The organism is Leptotrichia hofstadii, assembly GCF_007990525.1.
Classification (GTDB): domain Bacteria; phylum Fusobacteriota; class Fusobacteriia; order Fusobacteriales; family Leptotrichiaceae; genus Leptotrichia; species Leptotrichia hofstadii.
The window spans coordinates 1,109,218-1,132,805 of record NZ_AP019823.1; the positions used below are offsets into that span (position 1 = coordinate 1,109,218).

18 protein-coding genes and 2 riboswitches are annotated in these 23,588 nt (G+C 29.8%); of the genes, 15 read left to right on the plus strand and 3 right to left on the minus strand.

Annotation, left to right across the window (positions count from 1 at the left end):
• The first annotated feature begins 21 nt into the window (after positions 1 to 21).
• The 10 genes from FVE77_RS05290 (at position 22) to FVE77_RS05335 (ending at position 13,139) form a co-directional block, all read left to right on the plus strand.
• Positions 22 to 1,206 (plus strand): hypothetical protein, encoded by a 1,185-nt coding sequence (locus FVE77_RS05290; RefSeq protein WP_026746484.1) that lies wholly within the window; start codon positions 22 to 24, stop codon positions 1,204 to 1,206.
• A 351-nt stretch (positions 1,207 to 1,557) separates the two neighbouring features.
• Positions 1,558 to 1,905 (plus strand): YraN family protein, encoded by a 348-nt coding sequence (locus tag FVE77_RS05295; protein ID WP_026746483.1) that lies wholly within the window; start codon positions 1,558 to 1,560, stop codon positions 1,903 to 1,905.
• 9 nt (positions 1,906 to 1,914) lie between these two features.
• On the plus strand, positions 1,915 to 2,115 hold the full coding sequence (locus FVE77_RS05300) for a zinc ribbon domain-containing protein (RefSeq protein WP_006804457.1): 201 nt from the start codon (positions 1,915 to 1,917) through the stop codon (positions 2,113 to 2,115).
• Positions 2,102 to 2,797 carry a ComF family protein gene (locus tag FVE77_RS05305; protein ID WP_026746482.1) on the plus strand — a complete coding sequence of 232 codons (696 nt, stop codon included), beginning with the start codon at positions 2,102 to 2,104 and terminating at the stop codon, positions 2,795 to 2,797. Before FVE77_RS05300 ends, FVE77_RS05305 begins: the two co-directional genes overlap by 14 nt.
• Complete coding sequence (locus FVE77_RS05310) at positions 2,794 to 5,373, plus strand: alpha-amylase family glycosyl hydrolase (RefSeq protein ID WP_026746481.1); 2,580 nt, start codon at positions 2,794 to 2,796, stop codon at positions 5,371 to 5,373. Before FVE77_RS05305 ends, FVE77_RS05310 begins: the two co-directional genes overlap by 4 nt.
• Before the next feature lie 119 nt (positions 5,374 to 5,492).
• A complete protein-coding gene (locus tag FVE77_RS12980; RefSeq protein WP_026746480.1) occupies positions 5,493 to 6,572 on the plus strand; it encodes a thymidine kinase in 1,080 nt (359 codons plus the stop codon).
• Positions 6,573 to 6,597: 25 nt separating this feature from the next.
• Complete coding sequence (locus FVE77_RS05320; RefSeq protein WP_026746479.1) at positions 6,598 to 8,808, plus strand: ATP-dependent helicase; 2,211 nt, start codon at positions 6,598 to 6,600, stop codon at positions 8,806 to 8,808.
• A 325-nt stretch (positions 8,809 to 9,133) separates the two neighbouring features.
• Positions 9,134 to 10,564, plus strand: coding sequence for a nicotinate phosphoribosyltransferase (locus tag FVE77_RS05325; RefSeq protein WP_026746478.1), 1,431 nt, complete (start codon positions 9,134 to 9,136; stop codon positions 10,562 to 10,564).
• Between the two features lie 100 nt (positions 10,565 to 10,664).
• A complete protein-coding gene (tpx, locus tag FVE77_RS05330; RefSeq protein ID WP_026746477.1) occupies positions 10,665 to 11,315 on the plus strand; it encodes a thiol peroxidase in 651 nt (216 codons plus the stop codon).
• A 95-nt stretch (positions 11,316 to 11,410) separates the two neighbouring features.
• Positions 11,411 to 11,513: riboswitch (glycine riboswitch) on the plus strand.
• Positions 11,514 to 11,516: 3 nt separating this feature from the next.
• Positions 11,517 to 11,597, plus strand: a riboswitch (glycine riboswitch).
• A gap of 192 nt (positions 11,598 to 11,789) precedes the next feature.
• A complete protein-coding gene (locus tag FVE77_RS05335; RefSeq protein WP_026746476.1) occupies positions 11,790 to 13,139 on the plus strand; it encodes an alanine/glycine:cation symporter family protein in 1,350 nt (449 codons plus the stop codon).
• A 165-nt stretch (positions 13,140 to 13,304) separates the two neighbouring features.
• Here FVE77_RS05335 and FVE77_RS05340 read toward each other — a convergent pair whose 3' ends face one another.
• The 3 genes from FVE77_RS05340 to FVE77_RS05350 all read right to left on the minus strand — a co-directional run bounded on the left by FVE77_RS05340 (position 13,305) and on the right by FVE77_RS05350 (position 17,824).
• On the minus strand, positions 13,305 to 15,044 hold the full coding sequence (locus FVE77_RS05340; protein ID WP_026746475.1) for an ABC transporter ATP-binding protein: 1,740 nt from the start codon (positions 15,042 to 15,044) through the stop codon (positions 13,305 to 13,307).
• 12 nt (positions 15,045 to 15,056) lie between these two features.
• Positions 15,057 to 16,793 carry an ABC transporter ATP-binding protein gene (locus FVE77_RS05345; RefSeq protein ID WP_026746474.1) on the minus strand — a complete coding sequence of 579 codons (1,737 nt, stop codon included), beginning with the start codon at positions 16,791 to 16,793 and terminating at the stop codon, positions 15,057 to 15,059.
• A 233-nt stretch (positions 16,794 to 17,026) separates the two neighbouring features.
• The gene (locus tag FVE77_RS05350; RefSeq protein ID WP_026746473.1) at positions 17,027 to 17,824 is read right to left on the minus strand and encodes a class I SAM-dependent methyltransferase; all 798 of its coding nucleotides are present in this window, start codon (positions 17,822 to 17,824) and stop codon (positions 17,027 to 17,029) included.
• Between the two features lie 263 nt (positions 17,825 to 18,087).
• Here FVE77_RS05350 and FVE77_RS05355 point away from each other — a divergent pair, with 263 nt between their 5' ends.
• The 5 genes from FVE77_RS05355 to FVE77_RS05375 all read left to right on the plus strand — a co-directional run bounded on the left by FVE77_RS05355 (position 18,088) and on the right by FVE77_RS05375 (position 23,587).
• Positions 18,088 to 19,215, plus strand: a complete 1,128-nt coding sequence (locus FVE77_RS05355) for an acyltransferase (RefSeq protein ID WP_026746472.1) — start codon at positions 18,088 to 18,090, stop codon at positions 19,213 to 19,215.
• Entirely contained in the window at positions 19,196 to 20,854 is a 1,659-nt protein-coding gene (locus FVE77_RS05360) for an AAA family ATPase (RefSeq protein ID WP_026746471.1), read from the plus strand. Before FVE77_RS05355 ends, FVE77_RS05360 begins: the two co-directional genes overlap by 20 nt.
• Before the next feature lie 74 nt (positions 20,855 to 20,928).
• On the plus strand, positions 20,929 to 22,212 hold the full coding sequence (locus FVE77_RS05365) for an exopolysaccharide biosynthesis polyprenyl glycosylphosphotransferase (protein WP_026746470.1): 1,284 nt from the start codon (positions 20,929 to 20,931) through the stop codon (positions 22,210 to 22,212).
• 66 nt (positions 22,213 to 22,278) lie between these two features.
• Positions 22,279 to 22,923, plus strand: a complete 645-nt coding sequence (locus tag FVE77_RS05370) for a hypothetical protein (RefSeq protein ID WP_232052967.1) — start codon at positions 22,279 to 22,281, stop codon at positions 22,921 to 22,923.
• 19 nt (positions 22,924 to 22,942) lie between these two features.
• On the plus strand, positions 22,943 to 23,587 hold the full coding sequence (locus tag FVE77_RS05375) for a hypothetical protein (RefSeq protein WP_026746468.1): 645 nt from the start codon (positions 22,943 to 22,945) through the stop codon (positions 23,585 to 23,587).
• Position 23,588: the final 1 nt, after the last annotated feature.

Here is a 23,588-nt window from a genome sequence, read left to right on the forward strand (position 1 = left end):
AATCATATTTAGGAGTAATTTATGGAAAGTGAATTAAAAAAAATATTAAATACAATTTACCAAGAAGAAAAAAAACTAACTATAGAAGAATACATGAATTTAAATAGAGGTATTTGTATTAATCCATTAAGAATATGTGGAATAAAATATATAAAAGAAAATATTAATAAGGTAACGTTTCGAGAGGAAATTGTCAATTTACAAAAAGAAAAATTAGAGCAACAAATACAAAAAGAAAAATTAAAAAAAATTGATATAAAAAATAAAGAAATATATGAAAAAAACATACGAAGAATAGAAAAAGAGAAAAAAGAAATTGATTTCTTAAAAATGATTCATAATTTTAAAATATATTATGAAGATGCAAATTATGAAATGTCAATAGAGGAATTTGTGTATAATGAAATTTTAAAATTGTTGTATGAAAAATACAGAAGTATTGTAGAAGAACCAGATTATAAAATAAATGAAAAAAATAATATGTTAGAAAAAACTTATGAGTTTATCAATGATGACACGCAGTATAAAAAATATAAATTATTGAAGATAAATAAATACAGAAAGCTAATAAAAATACGTTTTTTTTGTTTAAAGGATGTAAGAATGAAAACTAATAATTATATCATGTTAGATAATCATTTATCAGAAAAAATTTGTGAAAAATTAAAGCAATTAAAAGATAAAAAATATATAAAAGATTTGTCTTTAAAACCTAATTATTATTTAGGAATTTTAGAAAAAATTCCGAGTGCAGAAGATATAAATTTTGGAAAAACATTTAAATTTGAAAATTTAAAAGAAATTTTACCAACTAAGTTAGTTTCTTATGAAAAAGGTGAAAATTTATGGATTAATATTGAAAGAAACAGTATCACTTTTGAAGAAATTTCTGAAAATTTTGAAATTATAGAAGATGATATTATAAAAACTCAAGTAATACATTGTGAATATTTTGAAAAAGCAGGGAAATTTTATATCTCTCATATGGATCATGAATATATTTTTTACTCTATTGAAGAATATGAAAAAAGACTATGTGATATAAAACAAAAAGGAAAAGCCTTAAAAAAAGTAAAAACATTTAAAATTGATAATTCTGAAATTCCTTTTATATTAGATGACGGAACAAATATCTTGTTATTTTTTTTAAATGAATATTTTAATTCTGAAAAATTATTGCTAGAATATTTTGAAAATATAAATTAAAAAAATTATCAATATTTAGATATTGTAATATTATTAAATTTATAATATAAATAAAGACTTTTGTGTATAAAAATTTTTCCTTTATAAATCCCTTATTTATTTGGGAAAATAAAAAAATTAACTTTTTTAAAAATTTTAAAATAAATAAAATTGAGAAAATATTTAAAGAAAGTGGATTAGAGTGGAAAGATAAGGAAAAAAATTAAAAAAATCAAATAATAAAAAAAGAAGAGGAAATTTTCCAGTCTTGAAAAATAAGTAAAAAATTGGTATCATATAATATAAAATTAAAAGAATAAATATAGATATTTGTGATACAATATTAAAAAAGGGGATGGGACGAGAAATATTATGAATAAAAGGGAAATTGGGTTTAAGTATGAGAATGTGGCGAAGGAATATTTGATTTTGCAAGGGCTTACGTTTGTTGAGAGTAATTTTTATACCAGGTTTGGGGAGATTGACTTGATTTTTTTTGAAAAGAGGAGTCAGACGCTGGTGTTTGTGGAGGTCAAATATCGGAAGAATGATTTTTTTGGATCAGCGATTGAGATGGTGACGGAGGATAAGCAGAATAAGATTCTTGCAAGTTCACAAATTTATCTTTTAAAAAAGGAATGGGATAAAAATGTAAGGTATGATATTGTCGGAGTAAGTCGTGGCTCTAACAGTATTGAGTGGTTAAAAAATGCGTTTTGAGGTGATTATATGAGAAATGATGAGAAATGTTGCAAATGTGGAGAAGAAATGTTTGAAATGAAAAAGGTGGCAATTCCTACAAAAAAAGTTGCTGGAACTCAGATTGCCATTGATACATTTTATTTAAAAATATGTAAAAATTGTGGATATACAGAAATGTACTCAACTAAAATAGTTCAAAAGGTTGAGGATCCTGTTGAAGGATATTAAATTTTTTAAGGAAATAATATTTAATTTTAAAGGAATTTTATTTAGAAACCAGGATATAATTTCAGGGGTGGAATTAGTTGAGTACGGTATTGTATCGAAGGATACGAAAAATATTCTGAAAAGTTTGAAAAAATTGCGAAAATTAAATAATATTTATTATGTATGGGATTACAATAAGGAGTTTAAGAGGTTAATTTATTCTTATAAATATAATCATAGAAAAATCATGGCAAAGTTGATTGCTGAATTGATAAAGGAAGAATTTTATTATGTCTTGAAACGTGAAAAGATAGATATTGTCGTGAGTGTGCCTGTCAGCAGAAAAAGAAAGAATGAAAGAGGGTATAATCAGGTTGATGAGATTTTGAACTGTCTGAAAGTGAATTATGTTCGGATTGAGAGAATAAAAAATACAAAAAAGATGGCTGAAATTTTGGACGAAGAAGAAAGAAACAGGAATATTGAGGGAGCTTTTAGGGTTTCTAAGAATGTTGACTTGAGTAATAAAAAAATTTTGATACTCGATGATATTGTAACGACAGGAGCGACACTTAGGGAAATAAAAAATAGCATTTTAAGGCAATTTGATAATAAAGATAAAAAAAATGGAAATAATATAAAAATTACTGTTTTTTGTCTGGCTGCGGCTAGGGAGATTAAGGTAAATAGAGGAGAAATATGAGTTTTAAATTAAAAATGAAAGTTTTATTGTTTTTGGTAAGTTCAGTTGTTTCATTTTCTGCACAAAATGAAAATTTTCAAATGAATATTAAAAATAATGATGTAAACAATCGTGAAGGTTATTTGATTAGTGCAGTAAAAAGAAAAAATAAGAATAAACAGGAAAATATTGAAAATTCAGAGAATAATGAAACAGGGCAAAACGAGGAAAATTCAACAGAATCATTGAAATATAGCCAAAGAAATGATGGGGTTATCGACTTGAATTCGTTAGTTCATAAGGAAGATTCTGAATTCAGGGTACTTAATGGAAATAATGTAAAGATTATGTTAAGAACGAAAAATAACGATGTTTATTCTGCGGAAGTTGTCTACAGTGGCGGGAAAAAAATGATGCGTGGAATTGGAAATTATGGCGGTAATGAAATTTTTATGGCTGAAATTCCAAGCAATGTGTCAAGTTATTATTTTGTATTGACTGATGACAAGACTAAATATTATATGGGAAGAAATATTGCGAAAAATCCTGCAAATGTAGAGAAATTTGAATATTCACGTTCTACAAAGCTTACAACAATTCCAGAATGGGCTAGAGGCTCAGTTGGATATCAGATTTATATTGATTCATTTAGAAATGGCGATGTGGATAATGATGCGATTTTTAACGAATTTGGGACAGATGACTTTTCAGAGCCTACTGGAGAAATTCGTTCAGGAACATCTAAGAAAGACTTAGTGCTGGCATATTGGGGTGGAAATGAAAAACCGCAGTTTTCTTTGAATGAATGGAACAGTAACTATGAGGAAAAAAATGAATGGGAAGAAAATACGCTAAATGACGTGCAAAACTACACACGTTACTATGGTGGGGATTTACAGGGAATAATTGACAAACTTGACTACATCAAAAATCTTGGTGTGGAATACATAATTCTATCATCGCCATTTTATTCGCTTTCAAACCATAAATATGATACGATTTATTTTAATCATGTGGATCCGTATTTTGGCTACATTGAGCAGACTGGAACATCAAAAGGGCTTGATATAAAGGCAAAAGTTCATAATAACAACGGGGATAAGGAATTAAACTTGCTTATTTTCAATCCTGAAACGGATAAAAATTTACTTGACGAGGATTTACTTAATGTAAAAAGCTGGATTTGGACAGATTCTGATTTGCAGTTGGCAAGCCTTGTAAAACAGGCTCACCAGAAAGGTCTGAAAGTAGTTCTGGAAGTGGCTCCTGATACAACATCAAGCAGATTTTTTGCTAGAAATAATAAAGAATTTTCCAACTGGTATTTAAAGGATACTGTACTTGACTTAAAAAATCCGCAAGTTAGAAATTACATTGAAAATGCAATGAAAAAATGGATTTTAGGGCCTGATGAGACTTTTAAAAAAGATGTATATGATGACGGAATTGACGGAATAAGATATGTTTATTACGACAACGAGAATAAAGAATATCTTGCACAAATTACAGAAAATTTGAAAAAATATAAACCTGACTTGCTAATTACAGGAGAGGTTTCAAATAGTATTACAAAAGATGTTGAAGATGGGATTTATGACAGTGGGGCAGATTATAATATTGTCAATAATATTATAAAATATACTGTAAATACTAATCCAAATTACCGAATTAACGGTGTAGAATTTGCAACAAAATTAAATGAGATTTATAACAGATATTCAAGCAATCGTTTTAATATGACACAAGTTTTTATTGGGTCGCTTGATACAGATAGAATCTTTAGTGGAATGATAAATCCGAATAGAGTTTATGATAGAAATAATCAGTCGGATCAGGGATACTTGAATATTCGTCCTGATTTGTATGACGGAACAGCTGTAAGTAAACTTAAAAGAGTCGTTGCAATACAAATGATGCTGCCTGCAACACCAGTTATATATTATGGTGATGAAAAGGGAATGTGGGGAGCAGATTCGCCACGAAATAGAAAGCCTATGCTGTGGGAAGATTACGCGCCATACGACCCTGAAACAGATAACATAAGCAAATATAAAGACAGACTTAGAAGTTTTCCTAGTGTTGTGGAAGTAAACGAAGTGCAAAAATGGATTTCATATCCTGTAAACAGCAATGCAGATATAGAAAACCATTATAAAGCATTGCTAAAAGTCAGAAAGGAACATAAAAATCTGTTTAAAAACGGGAAATTAAGAATCCTTGAAGTTTACAGCGATCCAAAAACACAAGGTCGTATTGATTCAGAAATATCTGCTTATTTAGCAGATCAGAACAGACGGGCAAAATTGTACCAAGGACGTGATTTTACGCCAGCAAGACCAAATACAGACTTTATTTCCTATGAAATTTCAGCTGGAAATGAATCAATGATAATTGTAGTAAATAACGGAGCAGACGAATATCCATTATCATTGCAGGTACCAAAATTATTTGGATTTTATCGAAATCAGCTGAATTTAAAAGAAAATTACGCAATTTCTGATAAAAAAATTCAAATTAACGTAAAACCTTATGAAGTTAAGGTTTTATATAGTAACGCAAAAAACATGTTTGATTCATTTAGACAAAATAAAGATTAAAAATATGGGGGCAAGTCCCCCTTTTTAAAACGTAAATATGCTAAGCAAAAGGGATATTTTTGTTCAAAAAATTGTGGCAATGAGAAATCTGTAAAAAATAAATAAAAAAGGAAGATAAAATGATACAAAATTCTAAAATAGGAACGTTGGAAGTTGTTACTGGAAGCATGTTTTCAGGAAAAAGCGAGGAACTTATAAGAAGGCTTAGAAGGGCTGAGTATGCGAAGCAAAAAATTGTAGCATTTAAACATGCTATTGATAACAGATATGGGGAAGAGGGAGTATTTTCGCATGGGAATGACAGTTTTAGAGCTTATCCCGTGAGTGATGTTTCTCAAATGGAAGAAATTATGGAAAAAAATGTTGATGCGGAAGTAATTGGTATTGATGAAGTGCAGTTTTTTGGGGAAAAAGTTGTTGAGTTTTGTAAGAAGTATGTAGAATATGGGAAAAGAGTGATTGTCGCAGGGCTTGATATGAGCTTTAGGGCAGAACCTTATGAGCCGGTGCCAGAACTTATGAGCATTGCTGATCAGGTGGATAAGCTTCACGCAATTTGCATGGTTTGCGGAAAGACTGCTTATGCGAGCCAGCGTCTTATCAATGGGGAGCCTGCTTATTATGACGATCCGCTGGTTATGGTTGGTGCAAATGAAAATTATGAGGCAAGATGCCGAAGGCATCACATTGTAAGGCATAGAACTGATAAAAAAGGAAAAATATATTTTGTAGTTGGAACAGAAATTAACGTTGGCAAGAAATTTGTTGAAAAAATGTATGAAGAACAGCTGTTTGAAAATAAAAAAGTGTCAACAATAGTTATAAAAGGGCAAATGGAGGAAAATGAAAAAAGTGATTTAATAAATTTACGTGAAAAAATAAATTTGGCATTGATTGAAAACGACTATATCTTTGTCAGAATTACTGGCGGACTTTTGTTAAAACTGGAAGGAAGCTACAGTATTCTGGACTTTATGTGTGAATTTAGAAAAAATTCAGAAGTTATCATTGTTTCAAAAAATAAAAAAGGTGTACTTAACCAGATTTTATTAACAGTGGATTTACTAAAAAAATCGGATTTGAACTTGAAGGAAATTGTCTATAAGAATGGGAGTAGTCACGCTGGGGAAGAAAAGGAAGAAAATGGCGTTATTGAGAAAATATCGAAAATAACGGAAGTTAAATATAGAGAATTGTAAAAAATAATGAAAAAAAAGGAGAAATATGAGCAGTATTTTAGATGAATTAAATGAAGAGCAGAGAAAAGCTGCAGAAAAAATAGAAGGGCCTGTATTGATACTGGCTGGAGCGGGAAGCGGTAAAACACGGACAGTTACTTATAGAATTGCACACATGGTAAAAGAGATAGGGATTTCGCCGCTTAATATTCTGGCACTTACTTTTACGAATAAGGCGGCAAGAGAGATGAAGGAAAGGGCTGCGGCACTTATTGGACATGAGGCGAATAATCTTGTAGTTTCTACATTTCACTCGTTTTCGGTAAGACTGCTTAAAACTTATTCTGAAAGAATTGGATATGGGCGAAATTTTAATATTTATGATGTGGATGATCAGAAGTCAATTATTACAAAGATAAAAAAGGATATGGGAATTAAGGATAATGACAATGTTCAGCCAGGAAAACTTGCAAACAGAATCAGTAAATTGAAGGAACAGGGGATAGGAATTAAGGAGCTTGAACGTGAAATTGATATGAGGATTCCTGCAAACAGGCTTTTCGGCGAGATTTATCAGAAGTATGATGAAGTTTTGAAGGCAAATAATGCGATGGATTTTTCAGATTTGCTTTTGAATGCAAGAAAATTGCTGGATGATGCTTTTGTTCTCGAAAGAATTCAGGAAAGGTATCAGTATATTGTGGTGGACGAGTATCAGGATACCAATGATATTCAGTATGAAATGATTAATATGATTGCAGCAAAGTATCGAAACATCTGTGTCGTAGGGGATGAGGATCAGAGTATTTACGCATTTCGTGGAGCAAATATTAATAACATTCTGAATTTTGAGAGAGATTACAAGGAAGCATTTACGGTAAAACTGGAAAGAAATTACCGTTCTACAAAGAAAATACTGGATACAGCCAATGAGCTTATTAAAAATAATAAAAGTTCAAAAGGGAAAACACTTTGGACAGATGGCTCAGATGGAGAAAAAATCAAGATTTATAATGCAATGACTGTTTATGATGAAGCAGATTTCATTGTGACAGAGATGAAAAAAAAGAAAAGAGATGGTGCCGATTACAAGGATATGACGATTTTGTACAGGACAAATGCACAGTCAAGAGTTTTGGAGGAAAAACTGCTGTCTGCAAATATTCCATATAAAATTTATGGCGGAATGCAGTTCTTTCAACGTAAGGAAATAAAGGATATTTTAGCATACTTGAGTCTTTTAAATAATAAAAATGATAATCACAATTTTTATCGTATAATTAACGTTCCAAAACGTTCGGTGGGGGAAAAGACTCTTGAAAAAATACAGGAAGTTGCAAATGAAAAAAATATTTCGATGCTTGAAGCACTTCATTACATTGATGAAATTCCAGTAAGAGCAGCTACAAAACTAGCATTAAAGGAATTTTACAATTTAATGCAAGGCATTTACTCAAGCCTTGAAGAAATGTCAATTAAGGAAATATTTGATGAAATTCTTATAAAAACACGTTATATTGACTCAATTGAAGACAATAAGGAAGACAGGGTTAGAAATATTGAGGAATTGTTAAACAGTATTACTGAAATTGAAAAGCAAAATCCAAGCATGTCCTTGAATGAGTATCTTGATATGATTTCGTTAAGTTCAGCAACTGATCAAATGGAAGATGATGAAAATTATGTAAAACTTATGACAATTCACAGTTCAAAAGGGCTGGAATTTGATTATGTCTTTCTTGCGGGAATGGAAGATGGGCTATTTCCGTCAATTTCTTTTGACGCTCCTGAAGAAGAGCTGGAAGAAGAGCGTAGACTTTGCTATGTTGCGATAACCCGTGCTAAAAAAGAACTGTTTATTTCCTATTCTTCATCAAGAAAAATTTGGGGAAAAGATGATAATTTACGTCGTCCATCAAGATTTATCTACGAAATGAAGCAAGATAATCTAGAGTATGTGGGCGGAAAATACGGAAGCCTAAAAGGGCAATCTTCATCTCCAAGAAGTTTTACACCGAAAATAGAAAATTTTAATCCATTTTCTAAAGATAAATTATGGACATTTAGCAAAAAATCAGGTAATTCTCAAGATTCTTCAAATGTAAATTCAAAATATAAAGTTGGGGATGTTGTTAATCACAAGAAATTTGGACGTGGAAAAATAAAAAAAGTGGATACAAAAAGCATGATTGTGGAATTTATGGTTGGAGAAAAGAAAATAGCATTGGTTTTGGCGGATAAAATTTTGGAAAAATAAAAAAATCTTATTACAGTAAAAATCTTTTGTTTAATTCAAAGAGGTTTTACTGTATTTTTTGTATATTTTCAAAGGAAAAAGAGTTATAATTGGGCATACAAATTAAAAGTATATAGATGATTTAAAAGTATCAAAGATTGACTAACAGCAGTGTCTACAACTACAAGAATTTTTGTTTCTTTGTCAAAGATGGAGAAAATAACAAAGCTAAAAATTTTAAAATATTGTATTTGGTGAAGTTTTTATACTTTTACGAAAGGCTAAAAGAGTATAGGGAAGGAGAGTATGATTTTTACATGATTTGTAATTATCATACAAAATAAAAATGAAAAATTTAATATTATCGACAGATTCTTATAAAATTACACATCCATTTCAGTATCCAGAAAATATGACGTATATGCACGATTATATCGAAAGCCGTGGTGGCTTATACGGATATGTAAAATTTTTTGGACTTCAATATTACTTAATGGGATATTTAACAAAAAGAATTACAAATGAAATGATAGATGAAGCTAAGGAAATTTGCGAATTGCATGGATTGCCATTTTTTGAAGAGGGATGGAGGTATATTGTAGAAAGACTGGACGGGAAATTGCCACTTAGAATTAGAACCGTTCCAGAAGGCAGTGTTGTAAAAAATCATAATGTGCTGGTTACAGTTGAATCAACTGACAAAAATGTGCCTTGGATTGTGGGCTGGGTGGAAACATTGCTGTTAAAAATATGGTATCCAATTACAGTTGCGACATTTTCATACAAGGCAAAACAGATTATAAAATACTTTTTAGAGGAAACAAGTGATAATGTGGAGTCAGAATTGAAGTTTAAATTGCATGATTTTGGTTATCGTGGTGTTTCCAGCGAGGAAAGTGCCGGAATTGGCGGAATGGCTCATCTTACAAATTTTTATGGAACAGATACCTTAAATGCACTTGTCTTTGCCCGTAAATATTATAATGAAAAAATAGCCGCTTACAGCGTGCCTGCTTCTGAACATAGCACAATGACTTCATGGACTCAGGAATATGAAAAAGAGGCATACGAAAATATGCTTGATAAATTTCCAAAAGGAATTGTTTCAATCGTTCTTGACAGCTATAATTTTTTTAATGCGGTAGAAAATATTATTGGAAAAGAGCTGCGTGAAAAAATATTGGCAAGAGATGGAATGGTTACAATACGTCCAGATAGCGGAGATGCAATTACAAATATTTTATTTGCACTCGAAAGTCTGGAGAAGAATTTTGGGTATACTGTAAACTCCAAAGGATATAAAGTGATTAACAAAGTCCGTATTTTACAAGGCGATGGAATTAATGAAGATACAATCTGGGATATTTATAAATCTTTAAAGGATAACAAATATTCTGCCGAAAATGTTACTTTGGGCTGTGGAGGATCGCTTTTGCAAGGAAATGAAAAATCTAGCATTAACAGGGATACTCATAAATTTGCCATGAAATGCAGCTGTATAAAAATTGGAAATGAAGTTAGAGATGTTTACAAAAATCCTGTTACAGATAAAGGAAAAGTCAGTAAAAAAGGACGGCTTGACTTGATAAAAAATAAAAATGGAGAATTTGAAACAGTAAATATTTCAGATTTACCTGAAAATCAATATCATGAAGATTCCGTAATGGAATGTGTTTTTGAAAATGGAAAAATTTTAAAAACATATACTTTTGAAGAAGTAAGAAAAAATGAAAGTTTATTGTATAATCCGAGTTTAATTAGAGAAGTATCAAAATAGAAATGATAAAATTAGATAAAAATAGTTTAAATTAAAACTGTAAAAATCATACAATTTAAATTTTTACAAACAACAGACAAATTACGAAAGAAGGGAAAAAATGAAAAAAATATTATTATTAGGAGCAGCTGCAGTAGTTCTGGCTGCCTGTGGAAATAAGCCAAAAACACAAAATGAAACAGGAAAGGCAGGACAAGATGCCGAATATGCACAATATTTAGACACTTTGAAAGCTGATAATAATTTAAAAATCACAATGGGAAAAGTTCCTGTAACAATTGTTGGAAAAGAATTAAAAGTTGGAGATAAAATAAGGGAAGTGCCTTTAGTTGTAAATACGAAATTGGAAGAAAAAAATATTTTTGAAGATAAAAATATAAAAGTAATTTATACAGCACCGTCACTTGATACAAAAGTTTGTTCACTGCAGACAAAACAGTTAAATGAAGCTGCCAAAACTCACACAAACGTGAAATTTTACTCTGTGACAGTTGACACTCCATTTGCTCAGGAAAGATTCTGTACAGCCAATGAAATTAACGGATTAAAAGCGGTTTCTGACTTTAAATATCATCAATTTGGTATCCAAAATGGATTTTTCATAAAGGAAAAAGGGCTTTTAACAAGAGCATTGATGATAGTGGATGAAAATAATAATGTGAAATACATTGAATACGTGTCTGAGGAAGGAAAAGAGGCAGATGTCGATAAGGCATTGAAATTTTTGGAAAATAAGTTGCTAAAAAAATAATATAAAATTGAAAATAGATTAACTTAGAATACAATGAGAAAAAAATTGACACACAGAGAAAAATATGCTAACATATAGGAAAGTGAATAATTTGGATGAAGGTATGAGGAGAGATTTTATTTCATTTATAAATTTTGTAAATATGTAATAAAACACCGAAGAAGTAACTCTTTCAGGTAAAAGGACTCATAGTGGACGAGCCTCTGGAGAGACTGTCTTAAATGACGGCACCGAAGGAGCAAAGGAATTTTATTCCCTAAACTCTCAGGTAAAAGAACAGAGAATGATACATATAAAATTATGGATTTTATATTTCTTTTTTAATATAAAAGAAATTTTAAGAGGTTGTCTTGACTTTATTTAAGTAAAAGACAGCCTTTTTCTTTGATTTATAATAAAATTTGTATTAAAACGCTTTAAACTTTTCTATCCATTCTAAAATTCAGAAATAAAAAACGAAGGAGAAGGATTTAGATGTTAGAAATTATTAAAAATTTTAATGAATTTTTTTGGGGAGTTATTTTAATTGTTTTGTTAGTTGGAACGGGAGTATTTTATACATTTCGACTAAAATTTATTCAAGTTAGGGAGTTTAAAAGCGGTTTGAAACAGTTGACGAGCGGATTTGACTTGAGCGGAGAAAAGGCGGATAATAATGGAATGTCGTCGTTTCAGGCTTTAGCAACGGCTATTGCGGCACAAGTTGGAACAGGGAATCTCGCAGGAGCGGCAACAGCAATTGTATCAGGAGGACCAGGGGCAATATTCTGGATGTGGGTAAGTGCATTTTTTGGAATGGCAACTATCTATTCAGAAGCTGTATTAAGTCAGATTTTCAAACAGAAAAAAGATGGAGAAATGACGGGAGGCCCAGCCTACTACATTGAAACATTATTTAAAGGAGGAAAAGCGGCCAAATTTCTGGCAGCATTCTTTGCGGTTTCATGCATACTGTCTTTAGGATTTATGGGAAATGCGGTTCAGGCAAATTCGGTAGGAGATGCTTTTCATAATGCTTTTCATGTTCCGACAGTTATAACAGGTATATTTTTGGCAATTTTATCTGGATTTATATTTTTTGGAGGAGTAAAAAGAATTGCTTCAGTTACTGAAAAAATAGTTCCTATTATGGCAGTTCTTTATGTTGTAATATGTCTGTTCATTATTGTGTTAAATATTGGAAATGCAGGTTTGGCATTTAAAGCAATTTTTGTGAATGCTTTTTCGACAAAGGCAGTTTTAGGTGGATTTTTAGGAATGGGAATAAAAAAAGCAATAAGATTTGGAGTGGCAAGAGGGCTATTTTCAAATGAGGCTGGAATGGGTTCAACTCCACATGCTCACGCAATTGCAAAGGTTAAAAATCCTGAAGATCAAGGGCATGTTGCAATTGTTACAGTTTTTATTGACACTTTTGTAATTTTGACATTATCGGCATTAGTAATTTTGATTGCAGATGGAAAAGCAGATGGAACTGGGATTTCATTGACACAACAGGCATTTCACGCAGTATTAGGTCATTTTGGAGTGATTTTTGTTGCAGTTGCATTATTCTTTTTTGCGTTTTCTACTATAATTGGATGGTATTTCTTTGGGGAAGCTAATGTGAAATATCTCTTTGGTAAAAAAGCGCTTAACATTTATAGAATTTTAGTAATGATTTGCATAATTGCCGGTTCACTTCAAAAAGTTGATTTAGTGTGGGAACTTGCGGATATGTTTAATGGACTTATGGTAATTCCAAATTTGATAGCATTGATTGGATTGCATAAATTGGTAGTCGAGGTTACGAAAAAGGATCCGTTGTTGCAGATTAGTGATTAATACTAAATCCCATTTAAACAACGAATTTTTTTAGCAATGGATAAAAGCCTAGTATTGCTAAATAATTAAAATATAATTTTTGCTTTTTAAACGGAGAATAGTCTATAATAAAAATATACCCAAATTTTTGATTGAAAAAATTCGAGATTGGGTATATTTTTTATATTAAATTAATTCAAATTCAGATTGTGCCTTTTCCATTTCGATGTACATTTTATAATATCGTCCTTTATTTTTCATAAGTTGATTATGATTTCCAATTTCTTCGATTATTCCATCGGACATAACTATAATTTTGTCATAATCCTTTATTGTGTTGAGTTTATGGGCGATTGTAATTACAGTCTTGCTTTTTGTAAGAATACTTAGTGATTTTCTTATTTCGTGTTCGTTGTCGGCATCAAGAGAGGCTGTGGCTTCATCGACTAGGATAATTGGGGTATTTTTTAATAAGGCTCTTGCGATTGAAATTCTCTGTTTTTCTCCACCAGACAAAGTAGAGCCGCCTTCTCCGATTATAGTGTCGTATCCATTTTCGCTTTCCATTATAAAATCGTGACAATTGGCATTTTTAGCCGCATTTATCACTTCTTCCTTTGTAGCCTTTGGTTTTCCCAGCCTTATGTTATTTTCAAAAGTGTCATTTACCAAGTAGACATCTTGAAAAATCATGCTTATATTTGTAAGCAGCTCTTCAGGGTATATTTTTTGGATATTTATTCCACCAATGGTAATTTCACCGGACTGGCAGTCCCAGAATCTTGCAATAAGGCTGGTAACAGTTGTTTTCCCAGAACCTGATGAACCGACTAGAGCAGTTTTTGTCCCCTGTTTTGCTTCAAAAGTAATGTTTTTTAAAACAGGAGTGTCTTTTTCATAAGAAAAATTTACATTCTGAAATTTTATATTATAATTTGGTAAAGTAACTTTTTCAAGTTCATAGGAAATTTCCTTTTCATTATGTACATTTATCAGCTTATCTGTGGCAAGTTTCAAGTATTGGATAAAAGTATATTGTGTAGAAAAGGCTTTTAGCACGTTTGAAAGTGAAAGTCCAATAATTATGTATGAAAAAAATTCCACTTTATTAATGGAAGAAGCCATAAAAAGTTGTGTAGACACAAGCAGAAGCAAGGCAAAGGAAATATCCGTAATAAGCTGAAAAATCATAACATAAGGGGCAAGAGCAATTTCAGTATTTATACTTTCCCTTTTCAAATCATTAAAGCTGTCTTTTAACCTCTTAAATCGTTCCCCAGTCAGATTATATGCTTTAAAAAGTTCCATTCCAGCGATATATTCCACCATCCGTGAAACAACATTATCCATAGTATGCTTCTTTTTCAATGCTATTTTTGCACCTTTTTTCGTTCCCAGAATGACAAATACTAATCCAGCCAGCGAGATTATTAGTTGCAGTATGGCAAGCAAGGGAGAAATTGCAAATATAATTAACAGAAGATAAATTGTCAGTATAGATAACTTTATAATTTCTGATGTGCTGTGAGTTATAACCTGCTCAAAATCTTGTAAATCATTTGTCATAATATTAATAATATTCCCAATGTTATGACTGTTAAAGTATCCCAGATTCAAATTTCTCAAATGATCCCCCATCCTGATTCTCAAATCCTGAATAATTTTAGCTCCCTCGGTTTGAATCCCAATATATCCGATACGATTTAATATAAATCTACAAATAATTGCAAAAATCATAATAAAAGTATAGATTATTAATTTTTTCATCGTAAAATTATTATTCATCAAATCAATAATTGTAAAATAAAACATTGCATAGTTCATCATATAAAATAAGGCGTCTATTGTTAGAAAAAATATTGGATTTTTCAAATTTTTATATTTATTTCCAGCAAGAGTTTTTATATTTCTAATATCGTTAATCATTATCTGCACCCCCTAAATTTCCTTATTTTTCATCAAATCATTATCGCTATATAAATTCCATAAATGCCAGTATTCAGACTTGTTTTGCAGAAGCTTTTTGTGAGTACCTTGCTCGGTAATACGTCCTTTATTCATTACAACGATATTATCGGCATTTTTTATTGTGTAAAGCCTGTGAGCGATGATAATGGCAGATTTTCCTTTTAGTAAAGTACGTAAAGCCTCCTGAATCTTGGCTTCGTTTTCAATGTCGGAGTAGGAAGTAACTTCGTCTAGCACAATAATTGGGGCATTTTTTAAAATGGCACGAGCTATTGAAATTCTCTGCTTTTCCCCTCCGCTTAACTTAATCCCGCCTTCTCCAATCACAGTTTCATATTTTTGAGGCAAAGACATTATAAAATTGTGAATTTGTGCCTTTTTTGCTGCATTTTCCACTTCTTCCAGCGAATAATCCTTCCCCATTCTTATATTTTCAAAAATAGTGTCGTGAAGCATAAATGTATCTTGAAATACGAATGAAACATTATCAGCCAATCCTGTGTAAGCGAAGTCCTTAATATCAGTTCCGTCAATCGTTATTTTCCCGCTATTTATATCCCAAAATCTTCCAAGCAGAAGTCCTATCGTTGTTTTTCCTGAGCCAGAAGACCCGACAAGTGCAGTTGAAGTTCCAGCCTTTATTTCCAAGGAAAAGTCATTTATAACATTTTTATTTTTATATGCAAAATTTACATTTTCATATTTGATAAAACCTGAAAAATTAGAAGGGAAATTTGTGTTTCCAGATTTTTGCTCCTGTTCCCCATTGATTTCCATAATTTTCCCTAACCCTTTAGTTAATGCGGAAAGATGGTGTGCCAAGTCAAATAATGCCTTTAATGAGCTTAAAAAAATTGTACTCATTAAAATAAATAAAATATACACAGATACTGAAATTTGATTATAAAACAGCATAAGTCCGCCAACGGGAATAATGAAAAGCAGCCCCGAATCAGTTAGACAGAGAAAAATCGAGTAAAACGGCACACTTAGTTCTGTAAGCTCAATCCAGTAATCTGCATATTCCTGAGTAATATCCCGATAATCCTTGAATGATTTAGCAGTAAGATTAAATGCTTTCATAACGTTCATTGCATTTATGTATTCCATAATAGTAGCGTTTAAGTTTGCAAGAAGAGTGTAATAATGTTCAACACGACTTCCATAACTTTGAAACATTTTTCCCTGTGCCATTATGCTCAAAATAATTGGAATAAATAAAACAAGTGTCAATTTCCAGTTAAAGTAAATCATAATCCCTAAAAATATTATCGGAGTTACAAGTGCCGATGATAAATCTGGAATCTGATGTGCAATAAAGAGTTCCAATTTTTCAATATCCTCATTAATAATCTTTTTCAGTTTTCCAGTCATATTTTTCTTAAAAAACCCCATATTCAGCTTTGACAAATGCTCAATCAAATCAATCCGAATCTTATACAAAATTGAAAAAGCCGCAATATGTGAAAAAACACCTGATAAAATTTGCATAATTATTTTTACAATTATAAAAAATATTGCAATAAATACACAGAACTTTATTTTCAAATAATCAATATTTGTTTTAAAAAGCTCCAAAACAATCTGATACACAAGAAGATAAGGGACAGCAGATAATGTTGTACCAATTATACTGAATATTGCTGAAAAAATCAGCTTTATCCTATGTTTACCAGATAGACTTAGCAAGTATTTCAATTCTTTCATAATAACTCCTCCATTCATTTGTTTATAAAGGACTTTTTTTTAACAGAATTTTACTTGAAAATCATTTTAGTTGAATTAATAAATTTAGAAATGTGGTGATTTTTGGAATAAAAACGATAGTTTCCTCTTTTTTCTAATTAAGAGAAAAAACTAAAAAATATAATAAAAATTTTTATTAACAAAGAATTACTAAATTTAAATGAAAACCATAATCTAAAGACTGAAGAAAAAAATTAAAATTTTTCAAAAGTATAGATTCCTAGTCTGTTATTAACAATATAGAAGAACGGAATAAATAATTTTTTCCATCCAGGAAGATGCAATTTCATTTCATCGGTAAAATTAATAAGTCCAGTTTGCTTTAATTTTGGATTTAATTTTACAACTTCACTTCCGTCCTTTACTCCCCACTTAAAAGTTGCGTCCATATTTTTTAGTACGTCGTGATGTTTTGTCGCTTTTACTGTTCCTTTATAAAGCAAGTCAAATTGGGCTTCAAAAGAATCAAAACTGTCAGTCAGCATTTCCAAAAACTCTTTAATCTGTTTTTCCTCAAAATACATGAGAACACCTTCTGAAATGATAAGCAGTTTTTTACCATTTAACTTAATTTCCTTAGTCCAGCTCGAATCAAATGCCGATTTTGAAATGTCAGTAACCCTTTCATTAGGCCCAAAGAATAACTTTCTTTCTTCAATCACTTCAGGCAAGTCAAGGTTATACCATCGTATTTTCCCATTGTCAACTCTTAAAAATCGAGTATCAAGACCGCTTCCTATGGAGACAATCACACAATCTGGATATTTTTCCATAAATTTTCTTACTTGATTGTCCATGACTTTTGCACGTGACAGAATTCCATAGTATGAAGCCCAGGCCTTTTGAAATTTTGAAAAATCATAATCCAGCTGTGAAAAAATCTCGAAAGATTTTTTGTCATTTAAAATTGGATTTTTGCTGTTAGCATCTTTTGCACGTGCATATAAGGTAACAAGCATAGTTTCAGAAACATTGTCAAGTTTTATTCCCATAACACGTTCCTCCTTATCATAAAAATTTTGATTATCAAACTATCTAATAGAATTATACCCGCATTTATTCAAAATGCAAGTTTTATTTAAAAAATAAAAATAGCTATTAAACTGTTAAAATCATATAAATTTGGTATTTGAGACCAATAATTATAATCGTAAGACTATTTATATAAAGGAAAACTGATTGAAAAATAGCCTGAATTATGGTAAAATTAGTTATATTTTTATTGAGGGAAATTGATAAATTTGGAGATTTATAAATGGTTAAAAGTAAAGACAGATTTTTTAATTTTGATATTTTAAAATGCATTGCAATTAGTATGGTTTTATTTATTCATATCGTTGCAAGCGAGCTATATAATTATGGTAAAATATCTGGAAACAGATGGATGATGGCAAATATTGCAGATTCATTTAGCAGAATGTGTGTGCCGATATTTGTTATGGTTAGTGGATTTTTTCTGTTGAGAAAAGATGAGGATGTGAAAATATTTTTTAAAAAAAGATTTGCAAAAATTCTTCCTAAGTTTTTTGTATATTCTGTTATTTTTTTTATATTTACAATAATTTTTAAAGGTGTTAAAGATAATGAATTATTTTCAGTTTTTTTTAGAAAATCAACTTATAAGACTATAATTTTGATTTTTTTCCAGAAAGAAAGTTATAATAATTTTTTTTCAAACTTTTTTCAAGGAAAAATTTACTATCATTTGTGGTATATTTATATGATATTGTCGCTTTATTTGATAACTCCGTTTTTACGAAAAGTTGTAGCAAAAATTGATAGAAAAAGTATTAATTATCTAGTTTTTATATGGATAATATTTATGATTTTAGTACCATTTCTAAATGTGATTTTTAAGAAAAATATAAAAATATATTCTCCAGCTGGGCAATATGTAGGTTACTTCTTAATTGGCTATTTACTTGCAAAAAAGCCTTTGAATATGAAAAAATGGAAAAAATATACAGGTTTTTTAATAGCAGTGTCACTAACTGTCTTTTTAACATATATATTTACAAAATCAAGTGGAAAATTTTTTGACTATTTTTACGATTATCACTCAGTTAGTGTATTTATAGCCACAGTTTTTCTTTATGATTATATTGTAAATATTTTTGATGGAGAAAAAGTTTTAGGCAAAGTAAAAGGAATTATAAAGCCTATATCAGCAAAAACTTATGATATTTATTTAATTCATCCGATTTTTTTATTTTTTTGCGAAAGAATATTAAAATCCAGAATGAATTATTTTTTATATATAATTATTACGTTTTTAATAGTATTTTTACTATCATTTTTTACAAGTGAAATATTAGATAGAATATATAATTTTTTAGCTGGAATGAATAAATGGAGGGAGAAATATGGCAGAAAAAAAGACTAGAAATAGAAAGCCTTTGCCAATAGGGGTGTCCGATTTTAAGGAAATTGTAGAAAATAATTATTATTATATTGATAAAACAAAGCTAATTGAAGATATTTTACACTACAGAGCAAAAGTAAACTTATTCACACGTCCAAGAAGATTTGGAAAAACCCTTAATATGTCAATGATTAAATATTTTTTCGATATAGAAAATAAAGAAGAAAACCGAAAATTATTTGAAGAATTAAGTATTTCTGAAAGTGAACACATGCAGGAGCAGGGGCAATATCCTGTTATATATATAAGTTTTAGGAACATGGAAGAGGTTAGTTGGGAAAATTCTCATATTGCAATTAGACAATTAATAAGTAATATATATGATGAATTTAAATTCATAAGAGAAGAAATGGATGAAAGAGAATTATTTTATTTTGATAATGTCTGGTTTAATAAAAATATAGCAGATTGGAAAGGCTCATTGAAAGCATTGACAAAATATTTGTATGAATATTATGGGGAAAAAGCTGTTGTGCTGATAGATGAATATGATACGCCGATAATTCAGGCTTATCAGGAGGGATATTATAAACAGGCAATTTCTTTTTTTAAGAAGTTTTATGGAGATGCAATGAAAGATAATGAATATTTGCAGTTTGGAATTATGACTGGAATATTAAGAATTGCAAAAGAAGGAATTTTTTCAGGATTAAATAATTTGAAGGTAAACAATATCTTTAGCGAAAAATATTCAGAGTATTATGGACTTACTGAAAATGAAGTTGTTGAAGCTGTGAAATATTATGGGCTGGAATACGAGATGGAAGATGTAAGGGAGTGGTATGACGGTTATCAGTTTGGAGAAACTGAAATTTATAATCCTTGGTCGATTATTAACTTTTTGGATGAAAAAAAATTACGTCCCTATTGGATAGGCGTTTCAGGAAATAAGACAATATATGATTTATTAGGAAAAGCAGATAAAAAAGTAATAGAAGATCTAGAAAAACTTTTTGTGGGAAAAACAGTTTATAAGGCAATAAATGAGTATATGGAATATGTATTTAATGCAAGTGATATATGGGAATTATTTTTGTACAGCGGATATTTGACAACTGATGGCGAGAAAAAGGGGGAACTCTATCCATTAAGGCTTCCAAATAAAGAAATACAAACTTTTTTTAGAAAAATTTTTATAGATAGATTTGTTGGAAATTATACACAGTTTTCAAATATTGTAGAGAATTTAAAAAATGGAAAAATAGAAGAGTTTGCAAAAGGGCTTCAAGACGAGATACTTTCCTCACTTAGTTATTTTGACACGGAAAAAGATGAAAAGTATTACAAAATATTTTTAATTGGAATATTTATAATACTTGCAAATGACTATATTAGACTATCAGAAAGAGAAAGTGGCTATGGAAGGGCAGATTTAGTTTTAGAACCAAAAAACAAAATAAATCCAGCGTATATATTTGAATTTAAAGCTGTAAATAACGAGAATGAGCTGGAAAATTATGCAAAAACTGGGTTTGAACAGATAAAAGAGAAAGAGTACGATGTGGAATTAAGAAATAGAGGAACAGGCAGAATTGTCTGCGTTGGGCTCGCGTTTTATAGAAAAAAGATTAAGATGAAATATGAAATAATGGAAAAATAAATTTTAAAAAATGATGAAGATTTTAGTAATTGAATATATTTTTAAAAAAATAAAAAAAGGAAGTGTAGTGTAGAATGGCAGTAAGTGGAATGAAAAAAAATTATTCCTATTTATTTGGAATATTGATGATTTTAATGTATTTTATAGGACTGTTGCTTATAAATCGTGGACTTGGATTTACAAATGTTATTGTGATTATTTGTTCTATGGTAATTTATTATGTGGCGAATGTTTATAATATGGCAGGAAGATATAGATTACGGGATATTGTGATTATTGTTGGAATTAACTTTATTCTTGTTATGATTACAACATTTTTGCGTATATTTATTTTGAATGAGGCGATAATTCTGTTTGGGCTGATTACAATGTTTCAGATTATTTATCGTTATATTATAATGATTGGATTAGCTGAAAAGCAAAGAATTGTATTTGTTGGTGAAAATGGGTATACACAGGATCTATTGGAAAGTATAAAGAAAGATCGTCAGTATAAATTATCAGACTTTTTAAAAGAAGAAAAGACTATGGATATTTTAACAGAAAAATTATTGAATTTATGTGAAAATAAAAAAGTTGATATAATTGTGGATTTTACAAGCAATCTTTTATACGATACAAAGCTTGTGGATAAACTCTTGCAGTATAAACTTGGGGGAATACAGTATTATAACTATCTGGAATTTTATGAAATATACGAAAATAAATTGCCAGTTTCAAACTTGAGTCCAAAATGGTTTTTGGAAAATACAGGATTTGAAATTTACTACAACAGCTTTAACTTGAAGGCAAAACGTATTCTCGATATAATTTTCGCACTTTTAATCGGAGTTTGTGTGATTCCGATTATGATTATTGCGGCAATAATAATAAAAATAGAGTCAAAAGGACCAATATTTTTTATACAGGAAAGAATTGGAGAAGGAAATAAGCCATTTAAAATAGTAAAATTTCGTTCAATGACAACTGATGCCGAAAAAGATGGACCAAAATGGGCTACAAAAAATGACAATCGTGTCACAAAATTTGGAAAATTTATGCGTCTTACAAGAATTGACGAATTGCCACAACTGTGGAATGTGCTACGTGGAGAAATGAGCTTCGTGGGGCCACGTCCAGAAAGAGAATTTTTTATAAAGCAGCTGGAAAAGGAAATTATGTACTACAATTTAAGACACACTGTGAAACCGGGGCTTACTGGCTGGGCACAAGTTATGTATCCGTATGGAGCGAGCATTGAAGACGCTTACAGAAAATTGCAGTATGACTTGTATTATATAAAAAATCACGATATTTTGTTTGATGTGAAGATATTGTTAAAGACAGTTACGATTGTGATTTTTGGAAAAGGGAGATAATGATTTTAAATTTTTGAGAGAAAGTAATGAATGTTATTTTTTACATTTATTAATGGAGCCATGAAAATGAAAAAATTTATTTTAATCACTTTGTTTATTCTATTTGTTTTATTCATTTTGCTATATGTAATAATATTTTATGATTATAAAACTTCTGAAAAAACAAAAAAATTTATTATGTCCCATTATAATAATAAAAATAAAACTATAAATACTTTTTGTACAGATTATTATCATCTTGGAAAAGTTTATATTGAAAACGGAATTGAGCATAGTGAAACATTAAATTTACGAAAAGTAGATAAAAACAAATGGACTGGAAAGTATTATAAATCAACTAATGAAATAGGGGTAGAAACAGAAATTGTATATGAAAATGAAAAATATTATGATTCTAAAACAGGAAAAGAAATAAAAGATTTTATACCGTATTTTCAAAGTGACATAATAAAATATGATGAATTGGAGACAACAGAAGAAGTAAGTATGGGAATTATATCCGATTATACCCCAAATGAAGGATATTTTCGTGGAAAATATTTAGATAAGAAATCATTCAAGGAATTTTTTAAAGATTCAGATTGGAATTTAGAAGGAGATATAAAAATAGATGTATATTATCAAAGTATAGAGCCGTTATATTATCAAATGCGACTTGAAACAGAAAATGGTGAGTTGGTTTTAGGTGAAAAGTGTAGGTATATAAAATAAAGTTTTAAAAGGAAATGATATGAAAAAAATACTGCCAATATTAACAATTATATTATTACTGCTGTTTTTATTATTAATTTATTTTATATATAACGAAACAAAAATATCAAATGAAATTGCAAAAATAGAAGAAAATATAGAAAAATTATATAAAAAAAATAAATTGAATGATTTTTGTGAGAAGGATTACAGGCTGGAAATTCGTAAAAATAATTTTTTGATGAAATTGATTTTGGAGAAAAAAAATAATGTTTGGGAAGGAAAGTATAAATTAAATGATAAAATTTTTGATATTGTATACAGAAATGATAAATTTTATTATAAAAATACCGAAAGAGAAATATCAGAATTAAAAGATTTTAAATTTTATTTTCAATATGGTAAGATTGAGAAGGGAAAGTTAAAGGATATGCACTTTTTTAACGCTTTTTTGGCTCCAAAAGATTCGTTTTATTATAAAGAAGGGATAACTGGGAAGTATACTGAACGTAAAAAGGTAAATTTTGATAATAAAGAAACAGAATATGTTACAGAAAATACTTCAACCATTTATATTCGTTATGATGTAAATGAGCGAAAAAGCAGTGTTGTAATTGAAGAAATTGGAGAAAATATTAGGGAAGAATGTGGCTTAGGAGAGGAAAGTATGATAAAATTACATTAAA